Source organism: Klebsiella terrigena, from assembly GCF_006539725.1.
Lineage (GTDB): Bacteria > Pseudomonadota > Gammaproteobacteria > Enterobacterales > Enterobacteriaceae > Klebsiella > Klebsiella terrigena.
Genome location: NZ_BJNO01000020.1, coordinates 1 through 23,967 on the forward strand (window position 1 = coordinate 1; position 23,967 = coordinate 23,967).

17 protein-coding genes are annotated in these 23,967 nt (G+C 61.2%); 1 reads left to right on the top strand and 16 read right to left on the bottom strand.

From position 1 onward, the window contains the following. Positions 1–164: 164 nt before the first annotated feature. From cobS to amiC, 6 genes are all read right to left on the bottom strand, one after another. Positions 165–908: an adenosylcobinamide-GDP ribazoletransferase gene (cobS, locus tag RTE01_RS19630; protein ID WP_134527558.1), complete on the bottom strand. Its 744-nt coding sequence runs from the start codon at positions 906–908 to the stop codon at positions 165–167. Then, positions 905–1,450 (bottom strand): bifunctional adenosylcobinamide kinase/adenosylcobinamide-phosphate guanylyltransferase, encoded by a 546-nt coding sequence (cobU, locus tag RTE01_RS19635; protein WP_115191992.1) that lies wholly within the window; start codon positions 1,448–1,450, stop codon positions 905–907. Before cobU ends, cobS begins: the two co-directional genes overlap by 4 nt. Beyond that, positions 1,444–2,967: a cobyric acid synthase gene (locus tag RTE01_RS19640; RefSeq protein WP_134527570.1), complete on the bottom strand. Its 1,524-nt coding sequence runs from the start codon at positions 2,965–2,967 to the stop codon at positions 1,444–1,446. The genes cobU and RTE01_RS19640 overlap by 7 nt, the downstream gene beginning before the upstream one ends. 65 nt (positions 2,968–3,032) lie before the next feature. Beyond that, positions 3,033–3,992 carry an adenosylcobinamide-phosphate synthase CbiB gene (gene cbiB, locus RTE01_RS19645; protein ID WP_041147020.1) on the bottom strand — a complete coding sequence of 320 codons (960 nt, stop codon included), beginning with the start codon at positions 3,990–3,992 and terminating at the stop codon, positions 3,033–3,035. 334 nt (positions 3,993–4,326) lie between these two features. Continuing rightward, positions 4,327–5,412: a threonine-phosphate decarboxylase CobD gene (gene cobD, locus RTE01_RS19650; RefSeq protein WP_141335287.1), complete on the bottom strand. Its 1,086-nt coding sequence runs from the start codon at positions 5,410–5,412 to the stop codon at positions 4,327–4,329. 15 nt (positions 5,413–5,427) lie between these two features. Next, complete coding sequence (amiC, locus tag RTE01_RS19655; protein WP_134527579.1) at positions 5,428–6,681, bottom strand: N-acetylmuramoyl-L-alanine amidase AmiC; 1,254 nt, start codon at positions 6,679–6,681, stop codon at positions 5,428–5,430. Positions 6,682–6,910: 229 nt separating this feature from the next. Here amiC and argA point away from each other — a divergent pair, with 229 nt between their 5' ends. Then, entirely contained in the window at positions 6,911–8,242 is a 1,332-nt protein-coding gene (argA, locus tag RTE01_RS19660) for an amino-acid N-acetyltransferase (RefSeq protein ID WP_041147023.1), read from the top strand. 69 nt (positions 8,243–8,311) lie between these two features. Here the strand turns inward: argA and recD are convergent, their stop codons facing one another. From recD to lgt, 10 genes are all read right to left on the bottom strand, one after another. Beyond that, the gene (gene recD, locus RTE01_RS19665) at positions 8,312–10,150 is read right to left on the bottom strand and encodes an exodeoxyribonuclease V subunit alpha (protein WP_115191989.1); all 1,839 of its coding nucleotides are present in this window, start codon (positions 10,148–10,150) and stop codon (positions 8,312–8,314) included. Continuing rightward, a complete protein-coding gene (recB, locus tag RTE01_RS19670; protein WP_141335289.1) occupies positions 10,147–13,692 on the bottom strand; it encodes an exodeoxyribonuclease V subunit beta in 3,546 nt (1,181 codons plus the stop codon). The genes recD and recB overlap by 4 nt, the downstream gene beginning before the upstream one ends. Beyond that, on the bottom strand, positions 13,689–16,574 hold the full coding sequence (ptrA, locus tag RTE01_RS19675) for a pitrilysin (protein WP_141335291.1): 2,886 nt from the start codon (positions 16,572–16,574) through the stop codon (positions 13,689–13,691). The genes recB and ptrA overlap by 4 nt, the downstream gene beginning before the upstream one ends. A gap of 128 nt (positions 16,575–16,702) precedes the next feature. Further along, complete coding sequence (gene recC / locus RTE01_RS19680; RefSeq protein ID WP_115191987.1) at positions 16,703–20,074, bottom strand: exodeoxyribonuclease V subunit gamma; 3,372 nt, start codon at positions 20,072–20,074, stop codon at positions 16,703–16,705. Between the two features lie 12 nt (positions 20,075–20,086). Further along, entirely contained in the window at positions 20,087–20,410 is a 324-nt protein-coding gene (locus tag RTE01_RS19685) for a prepilin-type N-terminal cleavage/methylation domain-containing protein (RefSeq protein ID WP_115191986.1), read from the bottom strand. Then, positions 20,395–20,802, bottom strand: a complete 408-nt coding sequence (locus tag RTE01_RS19690) for a DUF2509 family protein (protein ID WP_076945955.1) — start codon at positions 20,800–20,802, stop codon at positions 20,395–20,397. The genes RTE01_RS19685 and RTE01_RS19690 overlap by 16 nt, the downstream gene beginning before the upstream one ends. Next, on the bottom strand, positions 20,799–21,362 hold the full coding sequence (locus RTE01_RS19695) for a prepilin peptidase-dependent protein (protein ID WP_134527582.1): 564 nt from the start codon (positions 21,360–21,362) through the stop codon (positions 20,799–20,801). The genes RTE01_RS19690 and RTE01_RS19695 overlap by 4 nt, the downstream gene beginning before the upstream one ends. Continuing rightward, positions 21,353–21,820: a prepilin peptidase-dependent protein gene (locus RTE01_RS19700; RefSeq protein WP_041147031.1), complete on the bottom strand. Its 468-nt coding sequence runs from the start codon at positions 21,818–21,820 to the stop codon at positions 21,353–21,355. Before RTE01_RS19700 ends, RTE01_RS19695 begins: the two co-directional genes overlap by 10 nt. 334 nt (positions 21,821–22,154) lie before the next feature. Then, entirely contained in the window at positions 22,155–22,949 is a 795-nt protein-coding gene (gene thyA, locus RTE01_RS19705; RefSeq protein ID WP_134527585.1) for a thymidylate synthase, read from the bottom strand. A 6-nt stretch (positions 22,950–22,955) separates the two neighbouring features. Then, a complete protein-coding gene (lgt, locus tag RTE01_RS19710; protein WP_041147034.1) occupies positions 22,956–23,831 on the bottom strand; it encodes a prolipoprotein diacylglyceryl transferase in 876 nt (291 codons plus the stop codon). Positions 23,832–23,967: the final 136 nt, after the last annotated feature.

Here is a 23,967-nt window from a genome sequence, read left to right on the forward strand (position 1 = left end):
CACAATAAACACCCTTCCGGGTGTTTTTTTGTTTCTGCGCTTCCCTCACGATAGCTTCAGCCCGCCGGTTCACGGCCCCGAACGACCTTTCTTAGCAGCAATACTCAGATCCGGCCTCATCGCCTGGTGCGCCATCGCCGCGTGCAGCAATGGCGCAGCGTGGCTCACAGCAGAGCCAGCAGGAAGATCAGTTCGCCGAGCTCAATGGCCGCTCCCAGCGTATCACCGGTTTGCCCACCGAGGGTGCGCTTTAAGAGCTGACCGAGAATGAAAATCGCCGCCACGCTGACCGCCAGCGCCGCCACTCCGCTCATGCCCGGCAGCAGCACCGCCGCGAGAATAACCGCGAGCCCCAGGGTTACGCAGGTTTGTCGCCCGCTCACCTTGCCGATAAACACGTTGCCCAGCCCCTCTTCCCGCGCATAGCGGTGGCGGTACATCAGCAGCACGCTGGCTCCCCGCCCTACCGCGCAGGCTGCCGCCAGCGCCGCCAGCATCGGCGTGCCGCGCAGCGCCAGCTCGCTGACCACCAGCACCTTCGCCAGCAGCACAAAAATCAGCGCCAGCCCGCCATGGGTTCCCAGCCGGCTGTCGCGCATAATCTCCAGCATCCGTTCACGACGGCGGGCGGAAAACACCCCGTCGCAGGTGTCGGCCAGTCCGTCGAGGTGGAAGCCGCCGGTGAGCAGCGCCAGCGCCAGTACGGCAAACAGCGCCGCCAGCGGGATGCCGCACCACGCCTGCACGGCGAGAAATACCAGGCCGCTCAGCAAGCCCAGCAGCGCGCCGACCACGGGAAAGGTGACAATGCCGCAAACGTAGCGGTCGATATCCAGCCCCTGCGACCAGCGCTCCGGTACCGGTAAACGGCTGAGAAAAGAGAGCGTTGCCCAAAATAGTTTGATCATTTTATTTTGACTCCAATACCTGATACCACCAGCCAGACCTCATCCGCAGCCGCCGCCAGGCGCTGGTTAACCCGACCGGCGATATCGCGAAAATGCCGCGCAAGACGATTCTCGGGGACAATCCCCATTCCCACTTCGTTGGTGACCACCACGATCTTCGCCGCAGAGCGCTGGCAGGCGGCGATCAGCGAGTGGATCTCGTCATCAATCATCCGCTCCATGGCCGCATAATCCCAGCCATCGGGATCGCTGTCGCCGCCGCAGGCAAACAGCAGGTTGGTGACCATGGTGGTGATACACTCCAGCAAAATAGCTTCGTTAGGATCGTCGTGCGGGGCAATCAGCTTATCAAGATGCTGCCAGCGCTCGACGGTGCGCCAGTGCGCCGGTCGGCTATCGCGGTGATGCTGGATCCTCGCGGCCATCTCCTCATCAAAAATCTGCGAGGTGGCGAGATACAAAACCTGCGGTGAGCCGGCGATCAGCGCTTCGGCGTGACGGCTTTTCCCGCTGCGCGCGCCGCCGGTGACCAGAATCAGCATGATGGCTCCTGATGCTGCTGCATAATGTGGTAAATTTTTTCAATATCAATATGTTGACGCATTGCATCCGCCAGAATATCGAACTGCTGCGACTTGTACTGCGCGTAGTGGAGGGTGCTATCCAGCGCCGCCAGGCCTTTGCGTTGACGCAGGCCGTTGACCAGCGCGCGGGTGAAATCATCGCTGTCGAACAGGCCGTGCAGGTAGGTACCAAACGCCAGCCCGTCGTCCGTCATCGCCCCGTCCGCCACCGTCCGCCCCTCTTTTTCCAGCTGCAGCAGCGGCCGGCAGTCGCCTTGCCGGGTCGTTTCACCCATATGAATTTCGTAGCCGCGCACGCGCAGCGCGGAGGCGCCCGCCAGCCAGCCAGGGAGCGCAGCCGCCATCGTCGCCTCAACCAGCGTCGTGGTTTTATGGCGGGCAAAGTGCGTTACGGTATTGAGCAGCCCCAGGCCGGGCAACATGCCCAGCCCGGACTCCACGTCATCAAAGATGGTCTCGCCAAGCATCTGGTAACCGCCACAGATCCCCAGCAGCGGAATCCCCTGCTGATGCGCCTGCAGCACGCCCTGCTCCATCCCGCTTTCGCGCAGCCACCGCAGATCGCCCAGCGTATTTTTGCTGCCGGGCAGGATCACCAGGTCGCTCGTCGTCAGATCCTGGGGATGACGAACGTAGCGCACGCGCACGTCCGGCTGCGCCGCCAGCGCGTTGAAATCGGTGAAGTTGGACGTATGCGGCAGCTGGACCACCGCAATCTCAATCTCCCGCGGCGCGGTGCTCAGGTATTTTCCCTTCTGCAGCGCCACGCTATCTTCATCTTCCAGATCGACCTCCAGCCACGGCAGCACGCCCAGCACCGGAACGCCGGTCAAAGCCTCAATCTGTTCGATGCCCGAGTACAGCAGCGCCACATCGCCGCGGAACTTATTGATGATCACCCCTTTCACCCTGGCGCGCTCCTGCTCCTCAAGCAGCGCCAGCGTCCCGTAGATGGCGGCAAACACGCCGCCTCTGTCGATGTCGGCAACGAGGATCACCGGACACTGCGCCATCTCCGCCATGCCCATGTTAACGATATCGCGATCGCGCAGGTTGATCTCCGCCGGGCTGCCGGCGCCCTCGAGAACCAGCACCTCATACTCCTGCGCCAGGCTGCGGTAAACCTCAAGAATCTGCTCGCGCAGGCGCGGCTTGTACTCGTGGTAGCTCACCGCGTCCATATGGGTCGCCACTTTTCCCATCAGCACCACCTGCGCGTTGAGATCGCTGGTTGGCTTTAACAGTATCGGGTTCATGCGCACATCCGGCGCAATGCCCGCCGCTTCGGCCTGAAAGATCTGCGCCCGTCCCATCTCTTTGCCATCGGCAGTGATGCCCGAGTTCAGCGCCATGTTCTGTGATTTAAACGGCGCCGTGCGCAGGCCGTCCTGGTAAAAAATTCTGCACAGTCCCGCCACCAGCACGCTTTTTCCCACGTCGGATGCCGTACCTTGCAACATAATTGCCCGCGTCATGGGGCCTCCTTTATCGCGTTCTGTCGCCTTCGCATTAAACTCATCTTTCGCTATAGCCGCGGCGTTCATGCCGCGCCGGCCAGCAGATAGCGCGCCAGCATAAACAGCGCCAGCGCCAGGGTTGATGCCACCCACATCAGCCGGATCGTGCGGGGGATGTCGTCGACTGAAATGTCGCGCACGTCGTCGCCAATCCACGGCTTTTCTACTCGCTGGCCAAAATAGTTGTTTGGACCGCCCAGCCGAATCCCCAACGCGCCGGCCACGCTGGCTTCCGGCCATCCGCAGTTGGGGCTGCTGTGGTTATAGCGATCCCGCCAGCCGATACGTACCGCTCCGGGACCATCGTTGCGGCATAAGAAGGCCGCCATACTCAGCAGCAGCCAGCTCAGACGGGCGGGAATAAGGTTGGCGACATCATCAAGGCGGGCGCTGACCATGCCAATAGCGCGATACTTTTCGTGCTTGTAGCCCACCATTGAATCGAGGGTATTCACCGCCTTGTAGGCCATAGCCAGCGGCGCGCCGCCGATCAGCAGGAAGAAGAGCGGGGCAATAATGCCATCGACGGTGTTCTCCGCCACCGTCTCCACCACCGCGCGGTTAATCTGCTCCGGCTGGAGCTGAGACGTGTCTCGCCCGACAATCCACGAGAGCTTCTCGCGGCTCTGCGCCAGGTCACCCTCGCGCAGCGGACGCTCAACGTCGCGGGCGGAGGTTGCCAGACAGCGGCCGGCCAGCAGGGTAAAAATCATCCACACCTCAATCACCCAGCCGAGCCAGGGATGGATGCTTTCCGCCAGCGTCAGTACGCCCCAGGAAACGCCCCACGTCAGCCCTACCACCGCCAGCCACATCAGCCCTCCGCCGATGCGTAGCGCCCTGTCGCTGCGGCAGTAGCGCCTGACGACGCGTTGCGTGGCGGTAATGAGGTGGCCAATCCAGCGTACCGGGTGGGGCCAGCGCGGGGGGTCGCCGATGATGAGATCGAGGAGCCAGGCGACGCTCCAGGCAAGTAGCGTCATCGCGCGAGCCTCGAAGACGCCTGTCGGCGTACGGGAATAGATGAATGGAGTCTTGCCGCCATACCCGGTTCCTGTTCAAGGTGGTCGGAGGGCAAAGGTGCAACAGCGGTACGCTTTCGCCGGTACGCCTCTGAGCACCCTACTTACCACCGAGGTTGTTGGTGATAACCAACAGGCAGGATTTCTGGCTTAGCGTCAGCATCGCAGCGGCGGGGAATTTTGGCTCCCGTCGCTGGCACCCGTTGGTTGATATCGCGAAAGCATCCTGAGGCTCTGCCGTTCGCGCAATAAGGAACGGCATTATGCCACACCGATGCGCCGGCGGCTTGCGAAGTCAGACGCCGACGGGCAGGATCTTCGCCAGCGCCGCAAGCAGCCGCTGATTCTCTTCCGCGCTGCGGATCGCCACGCGGAAATAGCCCGCCCCGAGGCCGGGGTAGTTGGCGCAGCTGCGTATCAAAATATGCTGCTGCAGCAGGGCATACTGCAGGTCGATGCCCGGAATATCGGCGCGCAGAAACAGATAGTTTGCCTGGCCCGGATAGACCGTCAGGCCGGGAAGCTGGCGGAGCTGCTGGTAAAAACGCCGGCCTTCTTCCGCCAGCCAGCGCCAGGTCTTCTGCTGGTAGGCGCTATCCTGCAGAATAATTTCCCCCGCCAGCGCGGCAAACGCGTTTATTGACCACGGCATCTGCCGCTCGCGCATCCTGGCGACGGCGCGTTCATCGCCGTTGACCAGATAGCCCAGCCGCAGGCCGGGGATGGCATAGAACTTGGTCAGCGAGCGCAGTACCCAGATATGTGGGTTATCGCGCAGCAGAGGAATAAACCCCGGCTGGTCGGGAATGAAATCGATAAAAGCCTCATCGAGGATCAGCGCGATGTCTAGCGCTTTGCAGCGCGCGGCAATCGCCGCCAGCAGGTGGCTCTCCGGCAGCAGTCCGGTTGGGTTATTGGGCGTACAGAGGAACAGGCAGTCGAGGTCCGGCGTCAGAGCCGCGAGAAGGGCCTCGGTCAGCTGCCAGCCGTCCTCTTCCCGCAGCGCGAACTCGCGGATCGCGCAATCTACCGCGCTCAGCGCGCGGCGATATTCGGCAAAACCGGGCACCACAATCATCGCCTGACGCGGCTTCAGGCCACTTACGACGGTGAAAATAGATTCGGTTTCGCCATTGCCTGCGACGATCCACGAGGCGGGAATATGGTGATGCTCTGCCAGCGCCTCGTGCAGCTGCTGATAGTCCACGTCGGGATAGCGCTCCGCGCGGTCAAGATTAGCGATCAGGGCGCGTTTGAGGCTTTCAGGCATGCCCAGCGGATTAATATTGGCGCTAAAATCGAGCAGCTGCGCGGGCTGAATGCCCAGCAGCGCCGCCGCCTCTCGCATATTGCCGCCGTGGGCGCTCTTTAACAGGGCCATCTCCCGCTCCTTTTATCAACCACGCCTTGCCAGCGTTGCGCCATCGGCGAAGTAGGCCTTAATCCCCGCCAGTATCGACTCGGCAACTTCCTGCTGGAAGGTCGCCGTTTTCAGCTTACGCTCCTCCTCCACGTTGCTGATAAACGCGGTTTCGACCAGGATCGACGGGATATCCGGCGCTTTCAGCACCGCAAAGCCGGCCTGTTCCACCTGGTTTTTGTGCAGGTTATTAATTCTGCCCATCTTCTGCAGCACGGCCTTACCAAACTTCAGGCTATCGGCGATGGTCAGCGACTGCACCATATCAAACATCGTATGGTCGACGTAGCGATCGCCGCTCTTGCTGACGCCCCCCACCAGATCGGCGGCGTTCTGGGTTTGCGCCAGATACTTAGCCGCGGTGCTGGTGGCGCCTTTGGTTGAGAGCGCGAATACCGAAGAGCCGCTGGGCTGGCGGCTGGTAAAGGCATCGGCGTGAATCGAGACGAACAGATCGGCACGCTGCTTTTGCGCCTTGGCGACGCGCACCTTCAGGGGAATAAAGACATCTTCATTGCGGGTCATATAGGCCTTCATATTTCCCTCTTTTTCGATCAGCGCCCGAAGCCGCCGGGCGATCTGCAGCACCACGTCTTTCTCACGGGTGTGGTATTTGCCCACCGCGCCGGAGTCTTCCCCGCCGTGTCCCGGATCGAGCATGATCACAATCGGCCGGTCGCGCCCGGCTTTACCCGGCTTCGGCCCGCTTTCCGCCGGCGGTACCTGACGATCGAGATCGCCCTTGTTGTAATCCTCCAGCAGCGCCAGCAGCGGATCCTGCACGTCGGTCGCCGTAGACGGATAGAGATCCATCACCAGACGCTCTTTAAAGCCGGCAACCGGCGCGAGGGCAAAGAGCTGCGGTTTCACGTTCTGTTTAAGCTCAAACACCATGCGCACCGTCTGCGGATTGAACTGGCCGACGCGGGCGGACTTAATATAGGGATCGTCGTCGCGAATGCTGGTTCCCATGCCCTTTAGCACGGAATTAAGGTTGACCCCTTCCAGATCGACCACCAGCCGCTCCGGATTGCTCAATGCAAATTGCCGATATTTCAGCACATGGTTGGATTCCACCGTAACGCGCGTATAGGTTGACGACGGCCAGACGCGCACCGCGACGACCTGTGCAACGGCGGCTAAACCAACCGGACTGACGCTCATTAACCACATGGCGCTCGCCCCCTGTAAAAAACGGCGACGGCTTAATCCTGACTTGTATCCCGGCATGCCACTCCCAAGCAATAAAAACGCTTTCGTATCCAAAACAAACAGATTGACCGGAAACTTTAACGAAAGCCGTATAACCTGTCATCAATAAAAGGGTAAACAATCTTTGGTAGCACGCGTTAAGTCACAGTTCTTTCGCATATTGGTGACAAATTTTGGCTTGCGTTTACGCGCAAAACAGAATAAAAATACACTTATTACGAATAATCATGCATTGAGGGTTGTGGTCATGGTGAAGGAACGTCGCACCGAACTGGTAGAAGGATTCCGCCATTCAGTTCCCTATATTAACGCCCATCGGGGAAAAACCTTTGTTATCATGCTGGGCGGCGAAGCCATCGAGCATGAAAATTTCTCCAGTATAGTCAATGACATTGGCCTATTACATAGCCTGGGCATTCGCCTGGTGGTGGTCTATGGCGCGCGCCCTCAGATAGACGCTAACCTGGCCGAGCATCATCACGAGCCGCTTTACCATAAGCAAACGCGCGTGACTGACGCCAAAACCCTCGAACTGGTTAAACAGGCCGCCGGCATGCTGCAGCTGGAAATTACCGCGCGCCTGTCGATGAGCCTCAATAACACCCCGCTGCAGGGCGCCCACATTAACGTCGTGAGCGGCAATTTCATTATTGCCCAACCGCTTGGCGTGGATGACGGCGTCGATTATTGCCACAGCGGGCGCATTCGTCGTATCGATGAAGAAGCGATCCACCGCCAGCTTGATAACGGCGCCATCGTGCTGATGGGCCCGGTTGCGGTATCGGTCACCGGCGAAAGCTTTAACCTGACTTCGGAAGAGATTGCCACCCAGCTGGCCATTAAGCTGAAAGCGGAAAAAATGATTGGCTTCTGCTCTTCGCAAGGGGTGTATAGCCAGGAGGGCGAGATCGTTCCCGAGCTGTTCCCGAACGAAGCCCAGGCGCGGGTTGAAGAGCTGGAAGCGGAAGAGGACTACAACTCCGGTACCGTGCGTTTCCTGCGCGGTGCGGTGAAAGCCTGCCGCAGCGGCGTGCGCCGCTGCCACCTGATCAGCTACCAGGAGGATGGCGCTCTGCTGCAGGAGCTGTTCTCACGCGACGGTATCGGTACCCAGATCGTCATGGAGAGCGCCGAGCAGATCCGCCGCGCCACCATCAACGATATTGGCGGTATTCTTGAGCTGATAAGCCCGCTGGAGCAGCAGGGAATTCTGGTGCGCCGCTCCCGCGAGCAGCTGGAGATGGAAATAGATAAATTCACCATTATTCAGCGCGATAACACGACAATCGCCTGCGCCGCGCTCTATCCGTTCCCGGAAGAGAAAATCGGTGAAATGGCCTGCGTGGCGGTCCATCCGGACTACCGCAGCTCATCGCGTGGGGAAGTGCTGCTGAACCGCATCGCGACCCAGGCAAAACAGATGGGGCTAAGCAAACTGTTCGTGCTGACTACCCGCAGCATCCACTGGTTCCAGGAGCGCGGCTTTACGCCGGTGGATATCGACCTGCTGCCAGAAAGTAAGAAAGAGATGTACAACTATCAGCGCCGTTCCAAGGTGATGATGGCCGACCTTGGCTGAGTGAGCGTTCCCCTTTGCCGGCCAGGCGTAGCGCAGGCTGGCAAAGAGGGAGCAGTTGAATTGCCGAGGCTACCCGCCGCTGGCGAAGATATCCGTCAGCCCGCTGCGCCGTTCGGTGCGCGCCACGATAGCCTGAGTCAGCACCTGCTCATCAGCATAAATCGAGAGCTGCCGTTTGGCGCGGGTTATCGCGGTATACACCAGCTCACGCGTCACCAGCGGCACGCTGCGGGAAGGCAAAATCAGGGCCGCGTGGTCAAACTCCGAGCCCTGGGATTTATGCACCGTCATCGCCCAGGCGGTATCGTGCTCCGGCAGGCGACTGGGCTGCACCGACTTAATGCTGCCATCCGGCATCGGGAACCAGACGCGAAGCCCGTCTCCCCTTTCCAGCGCAATGCCAATATCACCGTTAAACAGCCCCAGCGCGCTATCGTTACGCGAGATCATCACCGGCCGGCCCTCATACCAGCGCGAATGCCGCGGCAGCGCAATAGCCCGCTTACGATTGAGCATCCGCTCCAGCTGTTCGTTCAGCCCGCTGACGCCGTAGGGCCCCTCGCGCAGGGCGCAAAGTAGCCGAAACTCGCCGAAAGCGGCGATCGCCGCCTCCGGATCCGCCCGCTCGCGCAGCAGCCGGAGATAGCGATCGTAGCCGGCCTGCGCCTGCGTCAGCATCGCTTCATACTCCTCGGTGGTGCTTAGCGGGCGCAGCACGATGTCGTCGAAAGGCTGACGCAGGGTCGTCTTGACCCCATGCCGATCGCCGGCGTTCACCGCCCGGGCCAGGCTACCGATGCCGGAGTGGCTGCCAAAACGATAGCTTTTTTGCAGCAGGCACAGGCTGTCGCGCAGGGCGCCCGCCGCCTCGCCCTCGCCGGCAGGCACCGGCAGGCCGGTCAGCCGCTTTAGCTGCGCCGCGCGCTCGGCGGTATAGCCCGCACTCACCCATGCGCAAATATCCCCCAGCACCGCGCCGGCCTCCACCGACGCCAGCTGATCGCGGTCGCCGAGAAAAATCACCCGACCGTGCGCCGGCAGGGCGTCAATCAGGCGAGCCATCATCGGCAGGTCAATCATCGAGGCTTCATCCACCACCAGCACGTCGAGGTGCAGCGGGTTACCGGCGTGATAGCGCATACGCTGGCTGCCCGGCTGCGCGCCAAGCAGGCGGTGCAGGGTGCTGGCCTCTGTGGGCAGCAGCGCCTTCTGCTCATCCGTCAGCGGCAGCTGGCGCAGCGCGCTTCCCAGCGACTCGGTCAGGCGCGCGGCGGCTTTGCCGGTGGGCGCCGCCAGGCGGATGCGGCAGCGGGGCGTATCCGTCGTCTGAATCAACGCCGCCAGCAGCCTGGCGACGGTAGTCGTTTTACCGGTGCCAGGACCGCCGGAAATAACCGAAATCCGCCGGGTCAGCGCCACCGCCGCCGCCACCTTCTGCCAGTCAATATCGTCCCCGGCCGGGAAGAGCGCATCCAGCGTCGACGCCAGGCGCGTTTCATCCACGCTCAGCACCTGATTGGCTTCGTTAAAAAAGCGCGCGACGGTTAGCTCGTTGCGCCACATGCGGTTAAGGTAAAGCCGTTCGCCGCAGAGGATCATCGGCGTCGGACGTTCTCCGCGGCTCACCGCCGCCGACGAGAGCAGCAGCGCCGACCAGTCATCGGGCGCACCGGCCTGCGCCAGCAGCTGCTCGCGCAGAGCGGCGACCTTGCCGCTCAGCACGTCGTCAGCGGCAAGGCGCGAGAGCGGCAGGCAGACGTGCCCTTCGCCGGCGTCGCGGCTCAGCACCGCCGCCGCCAGCCTCACCGCCGGATGCGCATCCCGAGCGACCATCAGCGCAAACTGGACGTCAAGCGGACGTAACAAACGCTGGTTTGCTGCCTCAAGCAGCAGCTCATCCATGGTCATGAAGCGATCTCCTGAACTTCGCCGGCAAAGAGGGCGTCCAGGCCGTCGATCAGCGGCCGCTCAGGGCGCGTGGTAAATATCCCCTGCCCTCCGTCCTGTCCGTCCATTCCGCGTAAAAAGAGATAAATAACGCCACCAAAATGGCGCTCATAGTCATAGTCAGCAACGCGATGGCGTAAATAGCGGTGCAGCGCCAGGCTGTAGAGCTGGTACTGTAAATCATAGCGGTGCGTGCACATCGCCTGCGCCATTGCCTGCCGGGTGTAGGCTTCGCGATCGTCCCCCAGCCAGTTGGATTTGTAATCCAGCAGGTAGTAGCGGCCGTTATGCCGAAACACGAGGTCAATAAACCCTTTCAGCATTCCGCGAACCTGACGGAAATCAAGCCCCGGGCACTGGGCCGAAAGCGGGTCGTAGCGGCGAACCAGCGCATCCAGGCGCTGCGCGTCCAGCGGGGCTTCAATGGGTAAATAAAACGCCATCTCAACCTGCTTATCCGCCGCAGTGAGCTGATTCAGCGCGATATCGGCGCCCGGTAGCGGCGTGCGCAGCACATCATCCAGCCACTGAGTCAGCACCGGCGTCCACTGTTCAGCAAATCCGCCGGAGCGCAGCTTTTCCGCCATCCAGTCGGCGGGGACCGGCTGGGTAAAGTCGAGATCTTCAAACAGGCCGTGCAAAAATGTCCCCGGCGACGCCCCGCGCGGGAACTGATGCGGGGTGAGCTGCGGCTCTTCCGCCACCTCCCCCACCCCGGCGGCGTCAACGTCAAGACGGGGCAGTAAATCCTGCGCCGGGCTGTGGCCATGCTGCTGTAGCCCGGAGTAGCTGGTAACCCGCCAGTCATCGACGATCGAACGTCCCAGCATCCGCGCCGACAGCGGCGGCAGCGCCTCCTGCGGCGCCTGCCAGGGATGCCGATCGGCAACGCCGGGGGTTTGCAGCGCAATATCCGCGCAGCAGAACGCCTGCAGGCGGGCCGTCAGCCCCGCAGCGTCCATCGCTTCGCCTCCCTGCAGAAGGCGCCCCAGGGCGCTGTGGTGAAAATCGCTGTCGCCCGGCTTGTCGCTGCGCCGGGTGCTGAGCGGCGCCACGCCGAGGCTGCAGTGCCAGACCGCTCGCGTCAGGGCCACGTACAGCAGGCGTAAATCTTCCGCCAGACGCTCCGCCTCCGCCAGCTCGAGGCTCCCCTCATTCTGCTCAAGGTCGAGCACCGCCGCAAAGGAGTCGCGATCGTGATAAAACGCCTGATCCTGCTTGCGGAAGCGGGCGATAAACGGCAGCCACACCAGCGGGTATTCCAGCCCTTTCGATTTATGTACGGTGACGATCTGCACCAGATGCTTATCGCTTTCCAGGCGCATCTGCTGGCTGGAGGCGTTGCTGTCCGGCTCGGCGATGCGCTGCGTCAGCCAACGCACTAACGCATGCTCGCTCTCCAGCTGGTTGGCCGCTTCCTGCAGCAGTTCGCTGATATGCAGGATATCGGTTAAGCGCCGCTCGCCGCCGCTCGTCACCAGCAGGTTTTCGGCAATATGTCGGGCGGTCATCAGCGCTCTTAGCATCGGCATCACCCCGCGCTGACGCCAGATGAGGCGGTAGTCGCTAAACTCTTCCACCAGCGCATCCCACGCGCGCTCATCCTTGTTGAGGTTTTCAATATCGCGGGCATTCAGGCCGAAAATCGAGGTCGCCAGCGCGCTGCGCAGCGTGTTTTCGCGTTCGGGCGCCAGCGCCGCCTGGAGTACCCACAGCAGCTCCTGCGCTTCCGGCGTTTCAAATACGCTATCGCGGTTGGAGAGATAGACCGACGGAATGGCCAGGGCCTGCAGCGCATCGCGGATCAGCGACGCCTCCTGGCGGTTACGCACCAGCACCGTGATATCGGAAGCCTGTACCGGCCGGGCGCAATCGTCGCGCCACAGCAGCGCCCGCCCCTGCTGGCCGGCGCTAAGCCAGTCGCGGATCTGCGAAGCGCAGAGCTGGGCCATAAAGGTTTGATAATCCCCCGCGCCCACCGCTTCCCCCGGCATCAGCCAGATGTTCATTGCCGGAACCGCATCGTCGTCAACGGTGAAGCGCAGATGCTGGTTTTTCGGCGCCGACTTTACCGGCAGGAACGGGATTTCGCGGAACATAAACGGATTATCGCTGAGGCTGAACAGGCGATTGACGCTCTCCACCATTCCCGGAGCGGAGCGCCAGTTGGTATCCAGCGTGTAGTGCGCGGCGACGTCGCCGCGCGCCTTCATATAGGTAAAGATATCCGCGCCGCGAAAGGCGTAAATAGCCTGTTTGGGATCGCCGATCAGCAGCAGCGCCGTCTCCGGCTGCCGCCGCCAGATGCGGCGAAAAATACGGTACTGCTGAGGGTCGGTATCCTGGAACTCATCGATCATCGCTACCGGAAAACGCTGCCGGATAGCGCTGGCCAGCGCTTCGCCGCTTTCGCTACGCAGCGCATCGTCGAGGCGGCTGAGCATGTCATCAAAACCGAGCTCTCCGCGGCGACGCTTTTCGCGCGCCACCGCTTCGCGGATCTCCACCATTGCCCGGGCGATCAGCAGATCGGTCAGGGTCAGCGGCGCGGAGAGCAGCGCCTCAATCGCGCTAAACAGCGGGTGAACCGGCGGTTCGCCATCCGCTTTGGTGCGTTCATAGAGGAACGGCTGGGAGAATTTCTCCAGCGCCTCCGGCAGCCGGTAGCTCAGGGTCTCTTCCTGCGCCCAGAGGCTGACTTTCTCGATCCACTTCCCCTGGTTACCGCGGTTGAATTTACGCCGGTCGAGGCCGGAGTTTTCCAGCACGCTTTCAATCTCGCCCACCTGCTCGCGCCACTGCTGCTTCACCGCGTCAATGCGCTCGATGATTTGCTGATGGCGTTCGGCCAGCGTCTCCTCCTGTGCAGGCGGAGATTTAAGCTGCGGGGCTTCGCCCTGCAGCCAGCGGTCGAGGGATTTCAGCAGATCGCGCGGGCCTTTCCAGGCTTCGTGGATAACCGCGGCTATTTCGCGCGGGAGCGGGTAGCAGTGGCGGCGCCAGAAATCGGCGCAGGCCTGATAGCGGAGCCGGGATTCGTCCTCGATCAGCTGCTGTTCGAAGAGCATGCCGGACTCAAACGCGTTGAGGCTGAGCATGCGCTGGCAGAAGCCGTGGATGGTGAACACCGCCGCTTCGTCCATCTGCCGCTCCGCCAGCATCAGCGTTTGTGCGGCCTGGTTTTTATCCGGGATTTCCGCCAGCAGCGCGGCGTAGAGAGGGTCGGAAGCCGTTTCGCGCAGGCAGGCGATGCGCAGCCCGTGGATGTTGCTGCGGATACGGCCGCGCAGCTCCTCGGTCGCCGCCTCGGTGAAGGTCACCACCAGCAGCTCCTCCACGCTTACCGGCCGGGGAAAGGCGGATTCTCCGCCCAGCCCCAGCAGCAGCCGGAGGTACAGCGCCGCGATGGTAAAGGTTTTTCCGGTGCCCGCAGAGGCTTCTATCAGGCGCTCGCCCGTCAGGGGCAAGCGCAGGGGGTCAAGAGGCTCGGCGGTTTCGGTCATTCATTCTCTCGCATCAGGGGTAAGGATTTCTGCAATGCGCTGACGTTTTCCCAGACTTTGCCGCCCTGCGGCAGGGCGTAATCGGTTTTACCATTCTGGCTACCGGATACCTGGGATAATATCGCCATGCCCTGCGGATCCACCACCGTCTGATGGAAGAAGTCGGCAAGCTTTTGCGGCGTCAGCAGTTTAATCTGAGCCACTACTTTATCACGTGAATCGAAGCGCATATTACCGCGATCGAAATCTTTGCTCAGCTGCGAGGCTTCACCGCCTAGCGTTTGCGGCGCCTGCATCATCTGGGCGATCGTCGCCTGCTGAATTTGCGCAAACTCTTCCGGGGTCATCGCCCTCAGCTTTGCTTCCGCCGTCGGGAAGAAGGCCTGGAAGCGCTGCCACAGGAAGGCGGGCTGCTTATCGCTGCTTTGCAGCAGGAAGCCGACGCCCCACTGGCGGCCGACGTTCATCGAAAACGCGAACACCGCATAGCCCAGCTGTTCTTCAGTACGCAGCTGGTTATAGAACCACGGCTGGATAATTTGCCCGAGCAGAGAGCTGGCGGCGGAGCTGCTGTACTCATCGATATTGGGCGGCGCAAAGACCGCGGCCAGCGCCGAGTCGGTGCTGCTGCCGGTTTTCTCAAAAATGGCCAGCTGCTTGCTGTTCACCAGCACGTCTTTATTGCGGCACCATTCGTTGCCGTCTGAACCCAGCTGTTGCTGGATCTGGCGAGCCATATCGGTGGATTGCCCGGTGGTCAGGTTACCAATCACCAGCAGCTCCGGACGCCCTTTCGCTTTCAGGTTGTCACGGTAGGCCAGAACCTCTTTGAGGGTGATCGACGGCAGCAGCGCCCGGCGCTCTTCACGCTGGAAGTAAGGCACCTGCGATACCATCTGGGCCGGCATAATCGCCTGATCGTACGCTTTGCCTTTATCCGCCGAGTCCATCATCTGCGCGTACCAGGATTTCGCCTGTTCCAGCTGCTCTTCGGTCGGGGCGTAGCTGAAATAGCCGTCCAGCAGCGCGGTGAACAGCTGCGGCAGCCGCTGGGTGTAGCCGTTGGCGTTGACCATCAGTCCGTTGTTGGCGCCGGTAGAGAAAGTGATGCCTCCCACCGCGGCCTGGTTGCTGAGCTGGTCGAGGGCAATCCCCGCCAGGTAGTCATTCAGCGCAAACATCACCTGGCTGCGGGCGCTGTCCATGGCCTGCGGATTACGCAGCACCAGCGACACGTCGGCCTTAGGCTCGCTGGCGAAGTACTGGCTCGGGGCGTAGACCACCCGCAGGGTCGGCTCATCGACGATCAGCTGCGGATGCGGATAGGCTTTATCGCTTTTGATCAGCGTAAAATCGTCAGGAATATAGGGGTTCAGCGTCGGCAGCTTAAGGTCAATCGCGCTGGCTTTCTGCTGCCAGTCGGCAAAGGTCTGCGGGCTGATTTTATCGACCTGATACGGCGCATTGACGAAATAGGCCGTTTTGTTATGCGGCTCCTGCGGGCTGATATACCACACGCGCGCGTTTTGCGGGGTCATCATCGCCAGGCGGTCTTTAATCGCCTGCGGATCGTAGCGATCGGCAATATTCACCACGTCGAGAGTATGCTCAACCGGCACGCGGATCATGGTGTCCGCCAGCCATTCAACGTAGTCCATATCGCGGTTGATTGAGGGATAGCGGAAGTCGAGTGCCAGGACATGCGCCAGCTCGTCGAAATAGCGCTTATCGATGCCCTGGGTGCGCAGCAGGTTGAGGTAGCTGAAAATGGCTGCCGCAACCTCGTCGCGATGCGCCAGGCCCTTATCGGTCAGGGTTGCGGAAATGGCCAGCACCCCGCTGTTGCCGTTCACCACCGGATCGGAGTCCGCGCGGATACCTTCCACCAGGCCCTGCTTCTGCAGCCAGTCAGATAATGTCCCCGGACTGCGGTTGCCGATCATATAGGTCACCAGCTCGTCGGTCTTGCTGCGGAACTGCTCGCTGTTGTTATCGATGCGGAATTCAACGCGCAGCACCTTGCGAGGCATCGCCGGCACGTAGTGGATGATGATGCCCTTTTGCGCATCGGTCACCACCGGAACGGTAATCACCGGCCGGTCGATATTATGATTCGGCACCCGGCCGTAGGTTTTGGCGGCAATGCTCGCCAGCTCCGGCAGCGGCTTATTGCTGTAAATGACCGCCTTCATCAGGTTAGCGGAGTACCAGCTGTCGCGGAAGGTATGCAGCGCATCAAGCACCGGTTTTCCCGGCTTGTCGCTCAGCGTTTCAAGGTTACCGCCGGAAAAGTGCGCCGCCGGGTGCGCCGGGTTTATGGTTTCGGCGCTCACCTGAGCCATGCGCATCCCGTCACGGGTCCGCGCCATGGTCAGCTCGGCGTTGACCGCATTACGCTCACGGTCGGCATATTTTTTATCCAGTAGCGGAGAGGCAATGGCATCCGCGAGGCGATCGACCGCTCCGTCCAGCGCGTCGTTCTCGACTTCGAGATAGAAGGCGGTGCGATACGGCGCGGTGCTGGCGTTGTGGCTGCCGCCGTGCATTTTCAGGAACTCTGCGAGGCTATCTGGCTGCGGATAGTTCTTCGAGCCCATTAACGTCATGTGCTCGAGGAAGTGCGCCAGGCCCTGATGCTCTTCCGGGTCCTGCAGCGACCCCACCGGCACTACCAGCGCCGAGAGTGATTTTACCGCCTGCGGATCGGAGACCAGCAGAACGATCATGCCGTTATCGAGATGAATAGCCTGATACTGACGCGGATCTTTTTCGCTTTTGCGGATGGTTTCCTGAACGGGCTGCCATCCGGTATCTGCCTGACTTAACGGTGCCCAAAGGGCAGCCAGCACTACAATAACCTTGAACCATAAACTACGGGGCATTCACGGACCTCATCATTAACAAACTTTTCGCTGTGCAGAGCCAGCGTTGATAAAAACATCAGTCCGTGATTGGTTGCGCATGATAATTGAAGAGCCGTCACCTGCGCAATTTTTATACTATTACAATTTTATTCGGACTGATGGAAACGAAATACCGGCAACAGATAACGCTGCGCCTGAGCAATGATTTCGTCATAGTAAGCAGGCTCAAGGGTGCGCCACAGGCGCTGGTACCAGACATCGCTACCCTCACCGCTAATCACCATATTGCCTTCATACGCCTGTACAAACTTGCTGCGCGCTTTTTGTTGCGTCTCGTCGTCCATTAACATGACATCCTTTTCAGCGTCATAACAGGCTTTTAGCCATGCCCCCGCGCTTTCAGGTAGCAGCAGCAGCGGTTTTGACATGCCCTGCAGATAGCCGTCAACCAGCTCATCAAGATAGGCCTTCGCCTGCTCCTGCGCCAGCGGCGGGAAACGCCATTCGCCTTCCTTGCGCACCAGCAGACGGCTGGTGCCGGTTCCGCCGCTAGCACAGTAGACAAGGTGCTCCAGCCAAAGTTGCATTCCCTGCGCCACGCTGAGCAGCGAAGGCCGCCAGCGCAGCAGGCCGTCAGATTGTACCTGCTGCAGCCATCCGGTAATGTTGACGCCGTTACATTGCAGATCGATTTCCATGCTTTGTCCCGGCTGGCGGCTGGCGATCACCCGTTCCGCGAGGTTCTGCATCTCCTGGCGCTGAGTCTCCCAGGCCAGTTCGCCGAAGGCGCCGTAGGGCAGCTCGCCCGCCGCGCGGAAGCGGCGGTACATCACCGAGGCATCCTGCTGTTCAATGAGCGTATTCAGCAGCTGCTGGTTGAGCTGGTAGCGGCTCAGCCCTTCGAGGGTGAACGGCTCATCGTCCGGGATCTCGCTCTCCTCGGCGCGGAAGTTGACCCGCAGCCGCTGCTGGAAAAAGGCGCGAACCGGATGCTGCCAGAAGCGCAGCAGCTGCTCAAACGGCAGGCTTTCGATTTCCGCCGCCGGCAGCGGCTGGATAAAGTCGCCGTGCGCCTCCCCCTGCTGGCTGGCGGCGGCCAGCCATTCCCGAGCGTAGCTTTGATCTTCATCGTCGCGGAAGTTGGCCGTATCGAAGGGCATGCGGCTATGCAGATGGGTAATATGCGCTTTGACCCGCCGCTCGCTGGCGTCGCAGTCCTGCTCCTCATCGCCCGCCAGGCAGTGGCTCTGGCCGATATAATCCGCCAGCTCCTGTACCAGCACCGACGGGTAGCGTTCGCTGTTGTCCTGGATTGAACGGCCGATATAGCTGATATAGAGCTTCTGCTCGGCCGACATCAGCGCCTCCAGGAACAGATAGCGGTCATCATCGCGACGGCTGCGGTCGCCGCGCTGCGGCTTCTGGCTCATTAAGTCAAAGCCTAGCGGCGCCAGGGCGCGGGGGTAAACGCCGTCATTCATCCCCAGCAGACAGACGACTTTGAATGGAATAGAGCGCATTGGCATCAGGGTACAGATGTTGACCGGCCCGGCGAGGAAACGCTGGCTGATGCGCTGCTGATCGAGGCGCTGCGCCAGCTCATCGCGCAGTAAAGAGAGCGGCACCGACTGCGCATACTGCGCCTGGACCCCTTCGCCGATCGCCGCCTGCCACTGCTGTTCAATCAGCGCCAGCGCGGCTTCCGTTTCGCTGTCGGGCAGGAAGAAGTCGTCGAGCAGATCGCGACAAACCGGCAGCCACTCCGCCAGCGGGCGCTCCTGCGCCAGGCCGCGCCGCCAGAGGTTGAGCTGCATCAGCAGCGACGCCAGGTTACCCACCAGTTCGGCAATCAGCCCGCTGGACTCATCGTACGGCAGCACCGACTGCCATTCGCCCTGGCTGCTGTCCATCGCGTAGCCGAGCAGCATCCGCGTCAGGCCAAAGCGCCAGGTGTGCTGCCCGGTGGCGGGGAGATCCAGCTCGCGCACGTTATCGTCATCCATGCCCCAGCGCACGCCGGATTCGTTGACCCACTGGCGCAGGTAGCGCAGCCCTTCTTCATCGATGTTAAATCGTGCCGCCAGCACCGGAACATCCAGCAGAGCCAGCACGTCTTCGCTGGCAAAGCGGCTGTCGGGCAGGGAGAGGAGCGTAATAAACGCCTGCAGCGCCGGGTGCGATTCACGCGCGCGGCGGTCCGAGATGGCCCACGGCAGCCAGCGCTCGCCGCTGGCGGCACCAAACACCGCCTGTATGTAGGGGCTGTAGCTGTCGATATCCGCCACCATCACGATAATGTCGCGCGGCGTGAGGTCGGGGTTCTCCTCCAGCATCGCCAGCAGCCGGTCGTGCAGCACTTCCACCTCGCGCTGCGGGCTATGGCAAACGTGAATGCTGAGGCTGCGGTCGTTCGGGGCCAGCAGGCGCTTGCTGCGGCTATGGGCAAACTCTTGCGCCGTACGCCCGGCCACCGCCGCGTTGCGCAGCTCGAGAATGTCAGACTGCAGGTTATGCAGCAGGTTATCCGGGGCGATATCCACGAATGCGTCCAGCTCTTCGTAACGCTCCAGCCCGGCCAGCAGATAGATGTAGTCCCGTCCCAGCTTGCCCCAGGAGGCCAGCAGCGGATTGCCGACATCCTGCTCGCCGTCGTTGTTAAACAGGCCGGGAGCCTGCTCTGTATCGCGAAATAGCGGCAGCTCTCGCGGCTCGCGATGGTGACGGCGCTGGCGCGACATCAGCTTAGCCAGAAAAGCAGGATCTTTAATATCCCCCCAGTAGTAGCGGCACGGGTTGGTGAACAGGACATAAACATCAACGTGTTTGCCGAGCGCCTGCAGCGCCTGCAGGTAGACCGGCGGCAGCGCCGAGATGCCGCATATAAAGACCCGCGACGGCAGCCCGGCCGGCGGCTCATCCGCGGTCTCAAGCGCGCTGATAAAACGCTGGTACAGGTTGGCGCGGTGCCACAGCGGCTGCCCCAGCTCGGCGGTGTGCTCGACTAACGCTTTCCACAGCGGCGCCTGCCACTGCTGGGCCTCTCCGAGGCCGTCAACGCGCTCGTCGGCTTCCCAGCGCATCAGCCATTCCGGACGATAGACCAGATACTGGTCGTAGAGATCCGCCACTCTGGCTGCCAGCTGAAATAGCTTACGCTTGTCGCTGTCGTCGCTGAGGTAGTGGCGTAGCAGGGCGAAGGCTTCGTCATCCAGGCGCTGCGGCAGCAGGGTCATCAGCTTCCAGCTCATGCTCTGTTTGCTAAACGCGCTTTCACCGGGGATATCGGAGAGCACGCGCACAAACATATCCCAGATAAAGCTCGCCGGGAGCGGAAAGTCGATATTGGCGGCAATGCCGAAGCGTTTTGCCAGCGTCATCTGCAGCCATTGCGCCATGCCGGTACTTTGCACCAGCACCATCTCCGGCTTGAAAGGGTCGTCCAGCCGCTGGCGCTCGACGATAAACTCCATCAGCGCTTCAAGTACGTCCAGACGGTTTGAGTGGTACACCCTTAACATATTCGCTCCTGACTACTGGCTGACCGGGCAGTGCAGCCGGGTCATCTGTACCCGCTTTTCCAGCGGCATGGTGATCGTTACCGTGATGCTGACACATCTTGCTGTCGATGTCTGCAAGCGGGTGACGCTCCCGCCGGCCGGGGATTCTGGCGGCTTGAGCTGACCATAGCGCCACGCATCTCGCCACAGCTGGCGATACTGGTTTAGCTGAATAAAGCCGCCGGCCAGCCCCCGCTGGTAACCGCTCAGGGCGGTGATAACCATCACCAGTAGCGCCGTTGCGAGGATCGTTTCCGGCAGGCTAAAGCCCCGCTGGCGGCTCAGGGTATCTGACATAGGCTCGGCTCCTTCAGCGGGCAGAAATCGCTCCAGCCGTGGGGCGAGAAGCGCACGCTTCCCTGCTCAACCCGGCCAGAGTGCCACAGCAGCACGCGGCCGCTGGCGGCGATCAGCAGCGCTGACGCATCGCTAAATACCCGCAGACAGACGTGCCAGCCTTCGGCGCCCGACCGTCGACACGCCTGCGCCTCCTGCGCTGACCAGGTTAGCGTTTTCCCCCACTGCAGGGCCGAGTGCGCGCCAGCGGTCTCGCGCAGCGCCCGGGTTTCGCCGGCGGTTTGCGCCAGCAGCGAGCGCTGCTGCTGGTTGAGCCCCTGCAGCAGCAGGCTGCCGAGCGCCAACAGGAGCAGCACCATCAGCAGCGAAGAGAGCCCGCGCTGACGGTTCACAGGTTATACCCCGTTACGCTGTATTCCGCCTGCGCCGTGATGCGGGGATCTACCGTAGAGCGCGCGGCCAGCACGATGCTAAGCTCCGGGGCGAAGCCGGTAATATCGAGGCGCTTAACCTGAAAACGGGTCACCTCGATGGCGCTGGGGTTGGTCATGTGCTCCCAGCCTTGCTCAGCGCAGCGGGTCGCGCCGCGCCGCGTTTCGAGCGCGCCATTGCGTAACCGAAATCCCGTGGCATCGGACATCGCCTCCGGCGAGGTATTCCAGACGCCGTCGCTCGCGCTGTCCCAGCGAACAATAACGCAATCGCCGCTGCCGGCAATCTGCAGCGGCTGCCCAACGCAGCTGCCGCGACAGTAGCCGGCGCGCTGCAGGTGCTTCGCAACCGTGTACAGCCGCTGCCAGAGCTCGTTATCGAGGGAGTGCTGCTGTGTCTGCTTCAGCACCTGCCGCTGCAGAGCGGGCAGAAAGCGCGCGGTTCCGAGGAGCAAAACGGAGCCAATGGCCATCGCAATCAGCGTCTCCGGCAGCGAGAATCCTCGCGCGTCTAAAGACATGATGCCGTCTCCATACCGCGACAAAGGCGGATGCGCCCCCAGTTAGAAACGATGATATTCCAGCCATCACCGGCGTTTTGCAGACGGATATGTCCGGCCCAGGCGCTGTTGCGCAGGCCGTAAAAGCCCAGGCCCGGCGTGATGTTAGCCAGCGAGACTTCGGGCCACTGCGGGCGCAGCGTAAAGGGTCCCTGCGCCGCGCAGTCGGCCGGCGTATCAGCGGCGCTCAGGCACCAGCCCTGCTCCGCCTTCCCAACGCTCAGCAGCCGATCGCGGTTGTGCCAGTTGGCGTCATCGCGCAGCAGCACCAGATAGTCGCGGACCTGAACGGCGGTTTGCCACAGGCGCTGTTGCTGCTGCCAGCTCTTCCAGCCGAACATCCCGCTGGTACCAAGAATCATCACCAGCGCCAGCGTCGCCAGGGTTTCAATAAGGGTATAGCCACGTTGTCTGTTCATACGCCGAGTATGGGGATGACCCGCCTCAGGTACGAGAGGCAAATCCACCGTTAGCGCAGCGCGTCGAAGAGTATCGGCAGATTTACAGGAGGTTGCAAAAAATCAGGAAGCAGGCGAGCAAAAGCGGCGGCGGACAAAACGCGCTCTCCGGCGGCCGACCCGAGAAATCCGCGAGGAAAAACCGGCGCAACGCGCGTTATAGCCGAGAGTTAAGAGGCACTCCGCTCAGCGTTGATTATCGCCGCTGGGGCAAAAAAAATGCCGGTCAGTGGATTAACTGACCGGCATGGATGCGCCGGGCCTCGGCCCGGCTTACCGCGAGATAGCCGCGAAATTAAATCGCCACCGGCGCTTTAATTCCCGGGTGCGGATCGTAGCCTTCGATGTCAAAGTCTTCAAAGCGGTAGTCAAAAATCGACGCCGGTTTGCGCTTAATCACCAGCTTCGGCAGCGGACGCGGCTCGCGGCTCAGCTGCAGATCGGTCTGCTCAAGGTGGTTGCTGTAGAGGTGCGTATCCCCACCGGTCCAGACAAAATCACCCACTTCCAGGTCACACTGCTGCGCCACCATATGTACCAGCAGCGCATAGCTGGCGATGTTGAACGGCAGGCCGAGGAACACGTCGCAGGAGCGCTGATAGAGCTGACAGGAGAGCTTGCCGTCCGCAACGTAGAACTGGAAGAACGCGTGGCACGGCGCCAGCGCCATTTTATCCAGCTCGCCGACGTTCCACGCTGAAACGATGATCCGGCGCGAGTCCGGGTCGTTTTTCAGCTGCTCCATCACGGTGCTAATCTGGTCGATATGGCGGCCGTCCGGCGCAGGCCAGGAGCGCCACTGTTTGCCGTATACCGGCCCCAGATCGCCCTTTTCATCCGCCCATTCATCCCAGATAGTGACGTTGTTTTCGTGCAGATACGCCACGTTAGTTTCACCCTGCAGGAACCACAGCAGTTCATGGATGATGGAGCGTAAATGACAGCGCTTGGTTGTCACCAGCGGGAATCCTTCCTGCAGGTTAAAACGCATCTGATGGCCGAAAATGGAAATCGTGCCGGTACCGGTGCGGTCATTTTTTTGCGTGCCCTCGGCGAGCACTTTCTGCATCAAATCAAGATACTGTTTCATGGTTCCTCAAGAAGTTTGTTGCTGCGGACGACGGCGGTACGCCCAGACCATCATAATGATACCCGCAAGCACCATTGGAATCGAAAGAATCTGCCCCATGCTGATGTACTGGACCCATTCGCCGGTGAACTGCTGATCCGGCTGGCGGAAGAATTCAACGATGATACGGAACAGACCGTAGCCGATCAGGAACAGGCCTGAGACCGAGCCGGTCGGGCGCGGTTTGCGGATAAACAGGTTCAGGATCAGGAACAGCACGATACCTTCCAGCGCCAGCTCGTACAGCTGCGAGGCGTGTCGCGGCAGGGCTCCGTAAGTGTCGAACAGCGATTGCCACTCCGGGTGCGAAGGCAGCAGCGCCATATCTTCCGCCCGCGAGCCGGGGAAGATCATCGTGTAGTGGAAGCTCGGATCGACGCGGCCCCACAGCTCGCCGTTAATGAAGTTGCCCAGACGACCGGCGCCGAGGCCAAACGGGATCAGAGGCGCAATGAAATCAGCAACCTGGAAGAAGGTGCGCTTGGTGCGTTTGGCGAAGATAATCATCACCAGAATCACCCCAATCAGTCCGCCGTGGAACGACATACCGCCGTCCCAGACGCGGAACAGATAGAGCGGATCCTGCAAAAACACCGGCAGGTTGTAGAACAGGACGTAGCCGATACGGCCGCCGAGGAAGACCCCGAGGAACCCGGCATAGAGCAGGTTTTCAACTTCGTTTTTAGTCCAGCCGCTGCCAGGACGATTGGCCCGACGGGTGGCTAACCACATCGCAAAAACAAACCCGACCAGGTACATCATGCCGTACCAGTGAAGGGCGACTGGCCCAACGGAAAAGATTACCGGATCAAAATCCGGAAAATGCAGGTAGCCACTATTCATCTGTCACCATAAAGACTTGTTATTCCGCTGGAAGTGGACAGCGGTGATCTTGCGCACTCGTAGAAAACGGGCGCTCCAAAGGTTGCGAATGATAGCATAAGCGCCAGGCGCGATCCGCGCCGGGCATGTAAAAGAT

Excerpts from the sequence above, each read along its gene's own strand:
- cobS (WP_134527558.1), bottom strand. The coding sequence starts at position 908 with ATGATCAAACTATTTTGGGCAACGCTCTCTTTTCTCAGCCGTTTACCG.
- cobU (WP_115191992.1), bottom strand. The coding sequence starts at position 1,450 with ATGCTGATTCTGGTCACCGGCGGCGCGCGCAGCGGGAAAAGCCGTCAC.
- RTE01_RS19640 (WP_134527570.1), bottom strand. The coding sequence starts at position 2,967 with ATGACGCGGGCAATTATGTTGCAAGGTACGGCATCCGACGTGGGAAAA.
- cbiB (WP_041147020.1), bottom strand. The coding sequence starts at position 3,992 with ATGACGCTACTTGCCTGGAGCGTCGCCTGGCTCCTCGATCTCATCATC.
- cobD (WP_141335287.1), bottom strand. The coding sequence starts at position 5,412 with ATGGCCCTGTTAAAGAGCGCCCACGGCGGCAATATGCGAGAGGCGGCG.
- amiC (WP_134527579.1), bottom strand. The coding sequence starts at position 6,681 with ATGCCGGGATACAAGTCAGGATTAAGCCGTCGCCGTTTTTTACAGGGG.
- argA (WP_041147023.1), top strand. The coding sequence starts at position 6,911 with ATGGTGAAGGAACGTCGCACCGAACTGGTAGAAGGATTCCGCCATTCA.
- recD (WP_115191989.1), bottom strand. The coding sequence starts at position 10,150 with ATGACCATGGATGAGCTGCTGCTTGAGGCAGCAAACCAGCGTTTGTTA.
- recB (WP_141335289.1), bottom strand. The coding sequence starts at position 13,692 with ATGACCGAAACCGCCGAGCCTCTTGACCCCCTGCGCTTGCCCCTGACG.
- ptrA (WP_141335291.1), bottom strand. The coding sequence starts at position 16,574 with ATGCCCCGTAGTTTATGGTTCAAGGTTATTGTAGTGCTGGCTGCCCTT.
- recC (WP_115191987.1), bottom strand. The coding sequence starts at position 20,074 with ATGTTAAGGGTGTACCACTCAAACCGTCTGGACGTACTTGAAGCGCTG.
- RTE01_RS19685 (WP_115191986.1), bottom strand. The coding sequence starts at position 20,410 with ATGTCAGATACCCTGAGCCGCCAGCGGGGCTTTAGCCTGCCGGAAACG.
- RTE01_RS19695 (WP_134527582.1), bottom strand. The coding sequence starts at position 21,362 with ATGTCTTTAGACGCGCGAGGATTCTCGCTGCCGGAGACGCTGATTGCG.
- RTE01_RS19700 (WP_041147031.1), bottom strand. The coding sequence starts at position 21,820 with ATGAACAGACAACGTGGCTATACCCTTATTGAAACCCTGGCGACGCTG.
- thyA (WP_134527585.1), bottom strand. The coding sequence starts at position 22,949 with ATGAAACAGTATCTTGATTTGATGCAGAAAGTGCTCGCCGAGGGCACG.
- lgt (WP_041147034.1), bottom strand. The coding sequence starts at position 23,831 with ATGAATAGTGGCTACCTGCATTTTCCGGATTTTGATCCGGTAATCTTT.